Raw genomic sequence first — 14,597 nt, forward strand, 5'->3', positions numbered from 1 at the left:
GCAAGGAACGACGCGACTTTTTCGCCAAAAAAGCGGCGTTCAATTTTTTTCGCCCGATATTTCATGCGGAGCAAAAAACTAGAGATCCGGCACAACCGATCTGAGCAGACGGCCTTCCCAGAAGCGAGCGTTCTGTTCGTTGACGGCGTATTTCTCCGAGGTAAGCTGACGTTCCGGCACGGCGTTGGCGTACTGGACGTGCATCAGCCCCAGCACCAGCGGGCAGATCAGGTCGCTGGTGAAGATCCGCCCGGAGTTGGCACGCAGACGCGCCGTCGTCGCCGCGTAGCGGCGGCGGTATTCCGGCGAAAGCCACAGCACCACGGGAATCTCGGCCATGACGGGCTTGAAGGCGTCGAAGTTATGACCGACGCCGGTCACGTCCTCGCCGTGGTCGGAAAAGTAGACCATGCTGCTGACAGCAAACTTGGAGCGGGCGAGGATCTCGCTGATTTGCCGCAGCAGGTCGTCCGTGTAGGTAAGGCTGCGGTCGTAGGCGTCGATGCGCTCGCGCAGCTCGCGCGAAAGGAGTTTGTTGCCCTTGACGCGGGGCAGCCACGGCCAGTTCTCCGGCGCGCTGTTGCGATAGCTCCAGTGGCTGCCGCGCAGGTGCAGGAAGATCGCGTGGCTCTCGCCGTCTTGGGCGCGTTCCAGCGCGCGGTGCAGCAGTGGCAGAAGCTCTTCGTCCTGATGGCCGTTTTTGTGGTCGACCAGCGGCAGATCCTCGACGAATTCCTGCTCGCCGGCGCTGCGCGACAAGGCGCTGACCAGGTTGTTGTAAGCGCCGATCTTCTCCTGGTTGCTGAACCAGTGCGTTTTGACGCCGGCGCCCTTGAGGATCTCGAACAGCGAGAAAGCCTTCATGATGCCGGTGAACATGAACGAGCTGTCGCTGTGGTCGAGGCGGAGCAGCACGCGTGGGTCGTAATTGCTGAACTGGCTCAGCGCCAGCGTCACGGCCGATTCGGTATGGACCATGCAGGAATAGGCGCGTTCCATTACGATCAGCGATTCCTGCGTTTCCGCGTCTTCGGAACAGAGCCATGGCGTGGTGGGACGGCGGTAGCCCCAGCGCTGCATGTGGCGGCGGCTGGCCGACTCGCCGACGACGATCACGCAGACCTCGCCGCGTCCTTCCCTGGAAATCTTCAAATCCTCAAGCCGCCGCTGCGGGTCGGCATGGGCTTTTTCCAGACTGTCGAGCGCCGTCTGGTACTGACGGTACCCTTTTTGAAAGTCGAAAAACAGATTGCTGTAGCTGGCCGCCTTCGTACGGCAGAACAGCGCCGACGCCGCGCAGAGGCAGAGAAGAGCTGCGCCGCGCCGCGGGCTCTTTATGGAGCGGCAGTTCCGGATCAGCGCGCGCAGCAGCCTGATCAGCGACAAAAGCAGCCCCGCACTCATAAGTGTCGGCAGCAGGCCGAACTGATCGAGCAGAAACGACCGCGCTTCGACCAGATTGGTGCCGAGAATGGTCATCAGCGTGTTGGAACCAAGTCGCCGCCCGTAGCGTACGATATAGACGAAATAAACGATGTATTGCGCCACGCCGGCCGCCAACAGCGCCGTCAGCAGCGCCCCGACCAGACGCTTCGCGCCGGCAAACCGCTGCGCAAGCATACACGCCAGCAGCGTCCAGCAGGCCGGAAAAAGACACAGGCAGGCGTATTCATACAGCCCGCTGGGCGCGCGGCAGAGAATGGCCGGCGCAAACTCGAAAAACAGAAAGAACGCGTAAATCTTCGCGCCGGCGCCGCCGCGCCAGTACAAGATCGCCGACCACAGCGCCCAACAGCCGGTAAACTCGACAAGCAACTGCGTCGTCCGCAGACGCTCCGACATCACGAAGGTCAGGAAATTCGCCGAAATCCAGGAGCGGTACAGAGGCCAGGCCAAAAACAGCGTCATCAGCGCCGCCAGCAGTGCGCCCTGAACGAGTGAGGCCACCGCGCGATGGCGGCGAAAATATCCAAGCAAAGAAATCCACCTCTTTTGTCGTTCCCCAAATCGGTTGAAATTTGCCGACGCCAGAAACTCACAACTTCATAAGTATAAGCGAAAGAGTCGTAAAATTCCAGAAAGACTGCCCGCAAAAAAAACGGCGAGCTTCCCTTGTGCAGAGCCATGGGAAGCTCGCCGTTTTTGGGAACGGCTCTTTATCGTTTGTACGGCGGGAACAGCAGCCCCAGCAAACAGCCGCCAACCGAAACGGCCATGCCTGTCAACAGCGGATCGCCGGGCAGTTTGAAGAAATGGCCTGCCGCCACCGCCACGGGAGCGAGAACGATCGCCGCGAGGATGAAGCCGGAACGGATGCGTCCCTTGAGCGCCAGAGCGCAGGTCATCGGCGCGAAGACTACGGCGCCGCGCAGCGCCATGGAGAGAAAACCGAAATCGTTCAGCGTCTTGTTGGGAATGACGATCGAGAGCACCGCCGCTACGATCAGCACAATGGCGATCGTCAAACGCGTGGCCAGCAGTTCCCCCGCGGGCGTGCACAGACGCGGCCAGAAACGTTTGTAAATGTCCTTGACGAGGATCGTCGCCATCCCCAGAGACAACCCGGCGCCGCCGCCGATCACCGTGATCAGCAGCGTTCCGAGCACCACGCCGGCCAGAATCGGCTGCAGATGATCCAGCGCAAAAGCCGGCATCACGTGCAGCGTGCTGGCCAGCACCGGCAGATCCGGCACGGCCTGCCCTGCGGCCGCCAGCGCTGCCGCCTCGGCCGCCGTCAGATAATGAGCGCGCATGGATAACCCCATCAGCACGCCGGCGATCCCCAGCGGCGGAATCAAAAAAGCGCTCATCAACACGCCCTTGCGGGCCGCCTCGTCGGTACGGGCGCTCCATACCGCCTGAGCGTACGTCTGCGTGGAGAGCACCCCGAGAATCAGCGAGACGCAGGAGCCGAGGTCCTTCATCGTACCGCGCGCCGTCAGATTCATGAAACGACGGGAAATATCCGCCGCGCTTTCCAGATTGGGGACATTGTTCGCCGCCTGCTGCACCAAGCCCAGCGGCGTCCCCCCCAGAAGCCGTTCCAGCGACGCCGTCAAGCCGCCGAGCCCGCCTTCGGAGCGGAGGATCAGAACCATGCCGCCCATCAGCGAAAGGTAGAGCAGAACCACCTTGACCACGCCGCCCAGCCCCGCTCCCCAGGCGCCGCCGAAAATCACGTAACAGCACATGACCAGCACCGACAGCGCCGCCGCCGCTGTTGCCGACATGGACGGGAACATCAGAGTGAACAGACCGATGCAGCCCATCACCTGCGACAGCACGGTGATGAAGATCCCCGTCGCGCTCAGCACCGAACCGATGCTTTCCACCGTGCCGCCGTATTCGCCCGAGATAATCTGCAGCTCCGTGACGCAGCCGCTGTTCCGCAGCGCCCTCGTATATCCCAGCGCCATCAGCAGGCAGCCGAGGCCGGATCCGAGCGTGAACCACCAGGCCGCCAGGCCGTAATGAAAGGCCAGCTGCACAGAGCCCAGCGTCGACTGGCTGCTGACCAGGCCGCCCATCAACGCGCCGCAGACCAAGCCTGGTCCGGCCTTGCCGCCTCCGGTGAGAAAATCTTTGGCGCTCTTCACCTTTCTCCCCGAGTACAGCCCCACGCCGATGATCAGCGCCAGAACCAAAACGATTCCGGCAACAGTCAGACCCGTCATGAAAACCCGCTCCTTTTCTTCGCTGAATATGACACGGGAATTTTATTATACCGCCGTATTCGTTCTCGTAAAGCACAGCCGAAGCGCGCGGAAAAAAACGGCCCACTCCTTTACAGGAATGAGCCGTTTTTTATCGATAGTCTTTTTTCCAGGTTCCGAGATTTTAATAATTGTTCGCCCTGATCTGGAAATACGCCTGCGGATGGGCGCAGACGGGGCAAACCTGCGGCGCTTTCTTGCCGACGACGATGTGGCCGCAGTTGGCGCACTGCCAGACCATGTCGCCGTCGCGGGAGAAGACCAGACCGTTCTCGACGTTGGCGAGCAGCTTGCGGTAACGCTCTTCGTGCTCCTTCTCGATGGCGCCGACCATCTCGAAAAGCTTGGCGATGCGGGTGAAGCCCTCTTCGTGAGCGGTCTTGGCAAAGCCGGCGTACATGTCGGTCCATTCGTAGTTCTCGCCGGCGGCGGCGTCTTCGAGGTTTACCGTCGTGGTGGGCACATCGCCCTCGTGAAGCAGCTTGAACCAGATCTTGGCGTGCTCTTTCTCGTTGCCCGCGGTCTCTTCGAAGATCTTGGCAATCTGCTCGTAACCTTCTTTTTTGGCTTTGCTGGCATAGTAGGTGTACTTGTTGCGCGCCTGCGATTCGCCGGCGAAAGCGATCTGAAGATTCTTTTCAGTCTGAGTGCCCTTGATGTTTTCCATGATAAAAATCCCCCTTTGGAATCAATGTACGGATTTCCCGCAAAAATCTCTGCCTGTTCCCCCCGGAACTTCGTTTAATATAGGTTATTCCGATAAAATTTGTCAAGACTAACAATTTGCTTTTTCCTAGAAAGTCTCCTCGTGAAGCAGATAGCGCCACTGGCCCGGCGGTAGAGCGCCCAAGCGCACCGAACCGACGCGCACGCGTTTGAGGGCCAGCACTTCGAGGCCGACGAGAGCGCACATGCGGCGGATCTGGCGTTTTTTTCCTTGACGGAGAACGAAGCGCAGCTGATCGTCGTTCTGCCATCGCACCTGGGCGGGCAAAAGTTCTTCCCCGTCGAGGCTGAGGCCGTGATTGAGCAGCGCCAGGCCGCGTTCGCTCAAAGATCCGACCACGCGCACGAGATACTCCTTTTCCACAACACTGTCATTGCCGATGAGACGCCGCGCCACGCGCCCATCTTGGGTGAGCACGAGCAGCCCAGTGGAGTTGACGTCGAGCCGCCCGGCCGGAACAAGGTTCTGCAGCTGACGGAGGTCGAAACACAGCGGCGATTTGTCACCGCTCCAGTGGTTTTCCGGGCGAACCAGCATGCGAGCGGGGCGGTAACCGTCTTCGGCCTGGCCGGAAACATACCCCAGCGGCTTGTGCAGGAGGATCGTGACACGGCGCCCCTGATTCCGTTCGGCGATGCGGTTCATTTCGATGCGATCGCGCTCCGTTACTCTCTGCCCGAGCACGGCGGGAACTCCATTGACGCTGACGAGTCCGCGCGAAATATAGTCGTCGGCTTCACGCCGAGAACAAAGACCAAGTTTTGCCATGCGCTTCGAGAGGCGCATCTCCCAGCGCAAGTTATTCACAAGTTATGCACCTCTCTTTGTGAATACACGAGTTTCTTTACCGAGCAAACCGTTCATAATCAAAAAACGACGGGTTTCATCCTTCTTCGCGCCCTTCACCCCATCGCGCCCGCGCCGCAGCTTCAAGACGTGCCAGCGACAACGCCGTGTCGGGATCCTTGACGGTCGCTTTCACGCGGTTCAAGGCCTCGTCGATCATTTCCGGCGAAACTCGAAGCCGGCGCGACGGAGCGGGCGGCGTTTGGCGCGGACGTTCGAGGCGCGACACGACGGCGCGGACGCCCGGCAGTTCGAGGCCGGTCAGCTTTTTCACGCGGCGCAGCAACGTGCCGGCGCTCAATTTGATCATCTGCGCCGCGGCCGGCGACTCGCAGGCGACGATCAGTTCGCCGCGTTCGAGGCGGTTCGGACGGGTCGAAGCGGAGAGCTGCGGGCCGACGATTGTGAGCCATTGGCGTTCCATGTCGGCCAACTTAAAAGCGATCTGAAAAGCCGACGGCAGATTACGGACGATCACGGAACCGACCGCCCTTGGGGCAGATATCCGATCCTTCGCCATTGTCTCACTCCCTTTCGCAATATAAATGGAGAAAAACGGTACACTCCACAAAACTTGTCTCCATAAGTGTTTTTGAAAAATGTTCCACGTGGAACATTCCGGAATTTTCAGCCGTTATTCGCGACGGCGAGCGCGCTCGCTCAGATAGAGGGCCAGATGCTGAAGATCGGTGGGAGTGACGCCGGAAATGCGGCTGGCCTGCCCCAGCGTCATCGGACGGATGCGTTCGAGCTTCTCGCGGCTTTCGGCCAGCAGTCCCCGAAGCTCACCGTAGTCGAAACCGACGGGGATCTTCATGCTTTCCAAGCGGAACATCTTATCCACCGCTGCCTGCTGGCGGGCGATATAGCCCCGATATTTGACCGCGGTCTCGACGTTGGCGGCTTCTTCGCCTTTGAGGCGGCCATCGGGAACGATACGGCAGAGCAGCTCGTAATCCACCTCGGGATGGCGCAGCAGTTCAGCGGCACTCATGCCGCGCTCCAACGGCCGCAGTTTTTCTTCCGCCAGCACTGCGTTGGCCGAGGCCGGGACGACGCGAACCCGTTCCAGCGTTTCGATCTCGCGATCCTCACGTTCCCAGCGCTCGCAAAGCGAGCGCCATCTTTCGTCACTCAGAAGGCCGAGACGGCGCCCGATCGGAGCGAGACGGCGGTCGGCGTTGTCATGGCGCAGCAGCAGCCGGTGTTCGCACCGACTCGTGAGCATGCGGTACGGTTCGCGAGTGCCCTTGGTGACCAAGTCGTCCACGAGCACGCCGAGATACGCTTCATGGCGCCTCAGCACCAGCGGTTCCTCGCCGCGCAGCGACAGCACGGCGTTGACGCCCGCCAATAGCCCCTGCGAAGCCGCCTCTTCGTAACCGGAGGTGCCGTTGATCTGACCGGCGCAGAACAGACCGGGAAGACACTTCATCTCAAGCGACAGCGAAAGCTGCTGCGGATCGATGGCGTCGTACTCGATCGCGTAGCCGGGGCGCAGGATCACGGCGCGTTCGCAGCCGGGCAGCGTACGGGTCATGGCGATCTGCACGTCGAAGGGCAGGCTGGTGGAGAAGTTCTGCACGTAGATCTCGACGCTGCCGCGCGCCACCGGCTCGAGAAAAATGGGATGGCTGTCCTTCTCGGGAAAAGCCATCACCTTCGACTCGATCGAAGGGCAATAGCGCGGCCCCACACCGGTGATCTCGCCGTGGACGATCGGCGAACGGTCGAGATTGTCCTTGATGATGCGGTGCGTGCGGGCGTTGGTGCGAATCATGCCGCAACTGACCTCACGGCGGACCTTTTTTTCGTCCCAAAAATCGAAGCCGACGGGATGAGGATCGCCTTCCTGAAGCTCAATATGGCTCCAGTCGATACTATCGCGGTACAGGCGCGGCGTCGTGCCCGTCTTGAGGCGCTGCATGGCGATGCCCAACTCCGCCATGGATTGGGAAAGCCCGACGGCAGGCTGCTGCCCCATCGGCCCCGAAGCGAAATTCACCAGGCCGACGTGGACGCGCCCGCCCAGATGCGTGCCGGTCGTCAGAATCACGCGCGGCGCTTCGAAAGCCAGCTGAAAGCGCGTTTTCACGCCCTTGAGCCGGTCGTTTTCAACCCACAGCGCGTCGACTTGATCCTGGAAGACGCGCAGATTCGGGCAATTCACCAGCTCCCGCAGATAATAATCGTGGTAATCGTGCAGGTCGCACTGCGCGCGCAGCGCGCGCACAGCCGGTCCCTTCGAGGTGTTAAGCCAGCGCATCATCATCGCGGCAGCGTCGGCGGCTCGGGCCTGAACGCCGCCCAGCGCCGAAATTTCGCGCACCAGATGGCCTTTAGCCGGGCCGCCGATGGAAGGATTGCAGGGCATATGCGCGACGTGATCGATGTCCTGCACGATCATCAGCGTCTGCGCGCCCATGCGCGCCGCGGCGAGGGCCGCTTCGCAGCCGGCATGACCGCCGCCGACAACGATAACGTCGAAAGTGTTTTCGGGGAAAATTTGCACGGAGGCACCGAAACCCTTACTTGCGGCTGGCGTCCTCGTAGCTGAGCACAGTGTCGTTGCGGGACAGCGAACGATTCTCGAAAAGAACGACGGACTGGCGCCCAAACGTGCCGGTGATCCATTGATAGCCCGAAAGCGCGCCGTCAGCTGTGTATTCCGCTTTGGCAGCGCCGTATTTACGAGTCAGCATGGCGTTGAGCTCCGTAAAATTGCGGCTGAAAGCGAGATACTTCTTCTCTTTCTTCTTGTTTTCGGCGGAAGAACTCTGAGGCGCGGCGGCCGGCAGCTGCTCCGCGCGAATAAAGGCGAAGCGAGCCAAAAAGAGTCCCCGTTTTGAAAAGCGCAGCAACAAATGGCCTTCGCGCCCGAAAAAGTTGACTTTGTAAAAAGCCTCGTGGTAGTTGGGAACATAACTGTACTCGCACAGCAGTGCGGCGTTGTTCTGCTCGGTCATGATACGGGCGGCCTCCGCGACCGGCGTGCCGAACTTCATGCCCCAGACGCCGTCGATCGTGTCGTCGATTTCGGCAGCGCCGGCCCCTGCGCCCATAACCGCGGCAAACAAAAGCGCCAAAAGAATTTTCTTCATAATAAAATTCCTCCTTGGAAAAAAATAACGGAAACGAAATTTCCGGCGCAAGCCGGTTTTATTCATCAGGATTCGTCAATGCTTTAAAACCCGTTCAGTCACAGCGTTGGATCTTTCCGGCCGACACCCGCCAACGCGTTCCTTGAAACCATGGCAGCGTGCTTTCCGCCGTGGCGGCAAAAACCTGCCAGCGACTGCGCTGCAAACATTCCATCAGCACGGTGCGGCCCGCCTCGTCGAGTTCGGAAGCGACTTCGTCAAACAGCAGCACCGGCGACGCGCGATTGCGCCGCTCCACCGCCGAGGCTGCGGCCATCACCAGCGCCAACGCGGCGCGACGGCGTTGGCCGCGGCTGAGAACCTCCGGCGCCGGACGCCCTTCGCAGCCAATAATCAGATCGTCACGATGCGGACCTACCAGAGGCAGGCCGGAAGCCCTCTCTCGTTCAGCGAGGATCGCACAGGAACGGTGAAAATCTTCCAACAGGCCATCGGCATTGCCGCCCCCGCCTCTTTTCAAGTTCAGGTCGATTTTGCGAGGCAAAAGATCGCACCATTTTTCCAGATGGACCCGCAGTGCTGCGATCACTTCGAGGCGGCACTCCCAGATCCACACGGATAAATTGGCCATAGTCTCCTCTGTGACGCGCGTCGAATGCCCGAGGCCGAGCAGATGACGGCGATGCTGCGTGATCTTGCGGTACTCGGAAAGTTTGTAAGCGTACAGCGGAAAACAAAGCGCGCAGAGCAGGTCGAGAAAGCGTCGGCGCACGGACGGCGCGCCTTCGATCAGCGCCATGTCCGACGGCAAAAACGTCAGCGACGGCACGCAGCTTCTCAGATCACCCCAGCGGCAGAGCTTACTATCGAGACGCAGCGAAGCGCGCCCTACAATCACGGCTTCGATCACGGCTTCCCGTTCACCTGTCGCCTGTGCCGCCAGCGAAGCGCCGCCCTCGGAATGCCATTTCACGGTATCGGAACATTTCGAACCGCTGAAGGCTCCCCAGCCGGTGACGACATGGAGAGCCTCTAACACGTTGGTTTTGCCTGCGCCGTTGACTCCGGTCAGCAGATTCAGTCCCGAATCCCAGCCAATAAGCGCGTTTTCCAGATTGCGAAAATTGCGGAAGCGCGTCTGTGCGATCCGCATGCCGCCTTAAGACTCCCCGGCCGTCTCAGAGGCGTCCATGGACTTGAGCTTGATGGGCATAAGCATGTAAATGAAATCCGTGCCGCCCGGGCGCGTGATCATCATCTGCCCCTCGGCGCCGTTGAAAGCCAGCGTCACATCGCTGCCGTGGAACGCCTTGATGCCGGCCATCAAATAGCCGACGTTGAACGCCACCTTGAGCGGCTCGCCGCTGATGGAAGCGTCAACGCTTTCGTTGGCTTCGCCGATCTCGGGGGCGCGCCCGCTCAGCTCCATGCCCGCTCCGGGCGACAGCGTCAGGATGACGACGCGGCTGTTGTCGCCGACGACAATGTTGATGCGGTCCAGCGCCTGCATGAAGCCGGCCCGCTCCGCCTGCATCTGTGTAGTGCTGGTGTTGCTGAGAATGCGCTCGTAGTTGGGGAATTTGGAGTCGATACAGCGCACGGAATACTGCACGCCGGGCATGTTGAAGTAGGTTACGGCGCCGTCCTGAAGCACCTCGACCTCCTGATCGGGGGAAAAGCTGGTCAGAATACGCTGATATTCTTCAAGCGATTTCAGCGGCAGCAACATCTCTCGGGCAGAAGATTCCGCATCGGCGTTTTCGATCACGGTCTTCGACAGCGAAAGGCGGCGCCCATCGGTGGCGACAACGCGCAGTTCGCCGCCGGCGATCTGCATCAGACCGCCGGAGAGATACTTGGGAAAATCTTCGTTCGGCGCCCCGGCAATGCCGCCTTCGGCCAGCACGCGCGAGAGCTCGCCGGCGGAAACGCGGGTAAACTCCTCGGCGGCACGGGGCGACGGCAGATCGGGAAAATCGCCGACGTTGTACGTCGTAAAGGAATAATGGCTGCGTCCGGCGTTGATTGTCCCTTTTTCATTATCAACCTCGACGGTAAAAGGGCTGACGACGATCTTCTTGAAAAGTTCGCCGACGACTTTCAGAGGCAGAATCGCCTTACCGGGCTCGAGAACGGTTACCCCTTCGGCTTTGACGCGGATTGTCGTCTTCAGATCTGTGGAGTTCAGCGTCACGCCCGTCTCGTCGGCAACGCAAAGGACGCTGGCCAGCGTTGCCATCGTACTCTTCGTTCCGGTGACTTTTTCGGCCATGGACCAGTATTTCATGAATTCGTTCTGGACAATTTCGAGTTTCATCTGTAGAAAATCCTCTCTTTCGTTTGACTTGTTCTTCGGATTGTGATTTATAAAAATCGTAAGAGCCGTAGTAGGTCCCGTGAGTATTGTGGATAAACGGGAAATTAACAAAGGAAAACTGACGTGGCGCTGTGGAAGGTTTTTCGGACAAGCTGTGAAAATTTATCCACAATATACACATTTTTTTGTGATTTTGGAGAATCGAAACGGTTATCCACCATTGAATCTCCAAAAAACCCCTTTTCAATCACAGCTTTTTATCGATGTTTTCCACAATTTTTCTTACGCGGGCGTCTTCCTTCATGAGCATCTCGATTTTTTTCAGCGCGTGCAGAACGGTAGTGTGGTCCTTCTTGCCGAAGTCCTTGGCGATTTGCTGCAAACTGGATTCGGTGTGAGTCCGGCACATGTACATAGCCACCTGACGGGCTAACGCCACTTCCGCCGTGCGACGCTTGCCGCAGATGTCCTCGGGAGAGAAGCCAAACTCGCTGGAGACCACGTCCATAATGCTCTGAAAAGTGAGCGGGCCGCGACGGCCGTTGCCGATCACGTCTTTGAGCCACTCCTGCGTGTTTTCGATGGTGATTGGCTCCTGCGAGAAGTTGGCGCTGGCGATGACGCGATTTAAAGCGCCTTCCAGCTCGCGGATGTTGCTGGGGATGTTCTCGGCAAGGAAACCGATGATGTCGTCGTTGACGGGAATGCGGCGTTGCTCGGCTTTTTTCTTGAGGATAGCGATACGCGTTTCGTAATCGGGCTGTTGAATGTCGGTCACCAGCCCCCATTCAAAACGGCTGATAATACGGTCCTCGATGTCGCCAAGTTCCTTGGGCGGCCGGTCGGAGCTGAGCACGATCTGCTTGTGTTCGGTATGAAGGTCGTTGAAGGTGTGAAAGAACTCATCCTGAGTGCTTTCCTTGCCGGCCAGAAACTGGATGTCGTCGATCAAAAGGATGTCCACGTGACGGTATTTGGCGCGAAACTCAGCGGTACGGGCATTTTTGATCGCCGTGATCAGCTCGTTGGTGAACTTCTCCGAGGAGAGATAGGTGACTTTCGTGTTCCCGTTTTTCCCCTGTGCATAATTGCCGATGGCGTGCATCAGGTGAGTCTTGCCCAGTCCGACGCCTCCCCAGATGAACAGAGGATTGTATGCCTCTCCGGGACTTTCGGCGACAGCCAGACTGGCGGCGTGAGCGAGACGGTTCGATTTGCCGACGACAAAGGAGGTGAAATCGTACTGTCGGTTGAGTCCGTTCGAGCTGATCGGAGAATGCGGCTGGGGAGGCGGGAGCGTCTCTTCCGCTCCGACTGGCTTGCTGTCGTAGACCAGGTCGATGCCGCTGCCTTTCCCCTGACGCTGCATCACGCTTTCCAACGTCGCCAGGAAACTGTCCTTGACTTTTTTAGCGACAAAGGAGTTGCCGGCATCCAGCACCAGTCGATCATCTTCCATGCGGAGGGCGGAGCAGGATTTGAGCCAGATGTCGACCGTCTGGTTCGGCAGGAGCGGGGCGGCTCCTTCCAGAATTTGCTCCCATATTTCTTCTGCGTTTTTCATCGTCGAAAGCTCCTACTTTTGTGTTTTACCATTCCTGAACTCAAAAATAATCCAGTCTTATTATCCACAATTGGACGAGAGTTGCAAGAGTTGTTCACCATAACTCGAGAGCCGAGATTTTTTTATGGTGAGAAAAAGGAAAAATCTGGTGTATAATCAAGAGGGTCTCGCTAAAACTTTTCATTATGATAAGTAGAACTTTTTGATCTAATTCAAAGAACTGGAATAACTCCGACGCCCAGTTATTTTATCTTCGTTTTCGTTTCGTCGATCATTCGCTGGAGGGGACTGCTGATCATGTCGATCTATTTCAACAACGCGGCCACGACGTGGCCGAAGCCGGACTGTGTCGCCCATGCCATGAGCGATTTTCTCGGTTCCGGCGGCGCCAATCTTGGGAGGGGAACCGCTTCCGTTCGCGACCTCGGCACCATGGGATTGGTGTTGGAGTGCCGCGAACGCGCGGCGCGTCTGCTGGGAGGCTATGAGAACGCTTCGCCCGTTTACGTGACCTTCACGGCCAATGTCACTGAGTCGCTTAACATCGTGCTGAAGGGCTTTCTCAAGCCCGGCACGCGTGTCGTCACCACTTCCATGGAGCACAATGCCGTGACGCGCCCGTTGCGCCACCTGGAGAAGAATGGTGTCGAACTGGAGATCCTGCCCTGCGACCGGCAGGGGTATCTCGATCCTGAAAAACTGGCGGCTGCGCTTGACGCGAAAAAAAACGATCTCGTCGTGATGAGCCACTGTAGTAACGTGTGCGGTTCCGTACAAAATCTCGAAGCCGTTGCCGCCGCCTGCCGCGAGAGGAATGTGCGCCTCGTCGTCGATACGGCGCAGACGGCCGGACTGATACCGCTGAACGCCGCGGCGCTCGGCCTGGCGGCGCTGTGCTTTACGGGGCACAAAGGGTTGATGGGGCCCCAAGGGATGGGCGGAATTCTCTGGCAGCCCGAATTCGCGCGTCTCTGCGAGCCGTTGGTCGAAGGCGGCACCGGCAGCTTCTCGCACGTGGAAACGCAGCCGGAAGCCATGCCCGATCGCTTCGAGAGCGGTACGGGAAATCTGCCCGGTATTGCCGGCTTGAACGCGGCCCTGAAATGGATCGAAGAACGCGGCATCGACACTATCCGCGCCCACGAGAACGAGCTGGGGGCCCGTTTCCTGACGGGGTTGAAAAAATTGGACGGTCTGATCCTGTATGGTCTTCCGGAAATGGTCGACAAAAAACGGTTATCCGTTTTTGCCGTTAACTTCGAAGGAGTGGACAACGGCATTCTCGCTGCCGAGCTCAGCAGCCGCGGTCTGGAAACGCGTCCCGGACTGCAGTGCAGCCCGTGGGGACACCAGACGCTGGGCTGCTTTCCGCAGGGGGCGCTGCGCCTCAGTTTGGGCTATTTCAACACCTCCGCTCAGGTCGACGAAGCGTTGCAAATCTTGGCTGATTCGCTGGTGGTCATGCGCGCCCAAAAGTTGTCGGCACAATGAACGTGCCGGTAAATTGATCGTCGCGATCCCCGTGAACGTTACCTGCGGAAATTTTTTTCAGTGGAACATCGACGACAAGCGTTTGTCGATGTCGAAGCAGCTTCTGTCAGGTCCTTTTGACGGAAATTTTAAGCATTGTATACTCTATTTTTGGTGAATTTATCTGATCTCCATGCTATAATACGCTCACGTATAAAATAATACGTAATTGCTATGGTATTGGAGGTTGTCATCATGAACGAGAGTTTGACGAATATTATGGCTCGCCGGAGCATCCGCAGGTACACTGACGAATCGGTCTGCGAATCGACGATGAAACTTGTCCTCGCGGCCGCCTGTGCCGCTCCCAGCGCCAAAGGGGAGCGGCCGGTGCGTTTTGTCGTGTTGGATAAAAAACAGATGGGCTCTCTGGCCGAAAAAGTCCAGCAGAAAGATCCCTTCCGCGAAGGGCAATGGGGCATTGCCGTCCTTGCCGATCTGCGCGACTACGACGGCGGCCTGGCCTGGATCGAAGACGGTGCCGCCGCTATGGAGAACATGCAGATCGCCTGCAAGTCGCTGGGCCTCGGCTCGCTGTGGTACGGCGTCTACCGCCGTGCCGCCAAAGAACCGGCGGTCCGCGAGTTTTTGCAGCTGCCTGACGGCGTAGAAGTTCTCGGCATCACCGTGATGGGCTATGCCGCCGAGCATAAAGAAGCCTACAGCGGCGTGGACGAAAGCAAAGTGCGCTACGGCGCCTGGAGCGAATAGTCCCGCTCTCAAAACATTGCAGGCGTTCATCGGAAAGTTTCCGATGAACGCCTGCAATGTTTTGAGACTGATTTTCGATGAAAAAGCA

12 protein-coding genes are annotated in these 14,597 nt (G+C 58.7%); 2 read left to right on the top strand and 10 right to left on the bottom strand.

All coding sequences use genetic code 11. The annotated features are described in order from the left end of the window. Positions 1-78 precede the first annotated feature (78 nt). From FYJ74_RS07595 to dnaA, 10 genes are all read right to left on the bottom strand, one after another. A complete protein-coding gene (locus tag FYJ74_RS07595) occupies positions 79-1,977 on the bottom strand; it encodes a phosphoethanolamine transferase (RefSeq protein WP_154528975.1) in 1,899 nt (632 codons plus the stop codon). A 179-nt stretch (positions 1,978-2,156) separates the two neighbouring features. Next, positions 2,157-3,674: a sodium:solute symporter family protein gene (locus tag FYJ74_RS07600; protein ID WP_154528976.1), complete on the bottom strand. Its 1,518-nt coding sequence runs from the start codon at positions 3,672-3,674 to the stop codon at positions 2,157-2,159. 163 nt (positions 3,675-3,837) lie between these two features. Continuing rightward, the gene (rbr, locus tag FYJ74_RS07605) at positions 3,838-4,380 is read right to left on the bottom strand and encodes a rubrerythrin (protein ID WP_154528977.1); all 543 of its coding nucleotides are present in this window, start codon (positions 4,378-4,380) and stop codon (positions 3,838-3,840) included. Positions 4,381-4,506: 126 nt separating this feature from the next. Then, entirely contained in the window at positions 4,507-5,247 is a 741-nt protein-coding gene (locus FYJ74_RS07610; protein ID WP_326830906.1) for a pseudouridine synthase, read from the bottom strand. Positions 5,248-5,323: 76 nt separating this feature from the next. Then, entirely contained in the window at positions 5,324-5,764 is a 441-nt protein-coding gene (locus FYJ74_RS07615) for a DUF721 domain-containing protein (protein ID WP_195838851.1), read from the bottom strand. Positions 5,765-5,920: 156 nt separating this feature from the next. Continuing rightward, on the bottom strand, positions 5,921-7,798 hold the full coding sequence (mnmG, locus tag FYJ74_RS07620) for a tRNA uridine-5-carboxymethylaminomethyl(34) synthesis enzyme MnmG (RefSeq protein ID WP_326830907.1): 1,878 nt from the start codon (positions 7,796-7,798) through the stop codon (positions 5,921-5,923). A 16-nt stretch (positions 7,799-7,814) separates the two neighbouring features. Beyond that, on the bottom strand, positions 7,815-8,387 hold the full coding sequence (locus FYJ74_RS07625; protein WP_154528979.1) for a hypothetical protein: 573 nt from the start codon (positions 8,385-8,387) through the stop codon (positions 7,815-7,817). Positions 8,388-8,481: 94 nt separating this feature from the next. Further along, the gene (gene recF, locus FYJ74_RS07630) at positions 8,482-9,540 is read right to left on the bottom strand and encodes a DNA replication/repair protein RecF (protein ID WP_154528980.1); all 1,059 of its coding nucleotides are present in this window, start codon (positions 9,538-9,540) and stop codon (positions 8,482-8,484) included. Positions 9,541-9,546: 6 nt separating this feature from the next. Then, positions 9,547-10,704 (bottom strand): DNA polymerase III subunit beta, encoded by a 1,158-nt coding sequence (gene dnaN / locus FYJ74_RS07635; RefSeq protein WP_154528981.1) that lies wholly within the window; start codon positions 10,702-10,704, stop codon positions 9,547-9,549. 247 nt (positions 10,705-10,951) lie between these two features. Then, positions 10,952-12,268 (bottom strand): chromosomal replication initiator protein DnaA, encoded by a 1,317-nt coding sequence (gene dnaA / locus FYJ74_RS07640; protein ID WP_154528982.1) that lies wholly within the window; start codon positions 12,266-12,268, stop codon positions 10,952-10,954. A gap of 297 nt (positions 12,269-12,565) precedes the next feature. On the opposite strand from dnaA, the gene FYJ74_RS07645 reads away from it, so the two are divergent. Next, positions 12,566-13,759 carry an aminotransferase class V-fold PLP-dependent enzyme gene (locus FYJ74_RS07645; RefSeq protein WP_154528983.1) on the top strand — a complete coding sequence of 398 codons (1,194 nt, stop codon included), beginning with the start codon at positions 12,566-12,568 and terminating at the stop codon, positions 13,757-13,759. Between the two features lie 234 nt (positions 13,760-13,993). Then, the gene (locus tag FYJ74_RS07650; RefSeq protein ID WP_154528984.1) at positions 13,994-14,509 is read left to right on the top strand and encodes a nitroreductase family protein; all 516 of its coding nucleotides are present in this window, start codon (positions 13,994-13,996) and stop codon (positions 14,507-14,509) included. Positions 14,510-14,597: the final 88 nt, after the last annotated feature.

The sequence above is a fragment of the Pyramidobacter porci genome (genome assembly GCF_009695745.1).
GTDB lineage: Bacteria > Synergistota > Synergistia > Synergistales > Dethiosulfovibrionaceae > Pyramidobacter > Pyramidobacter porci.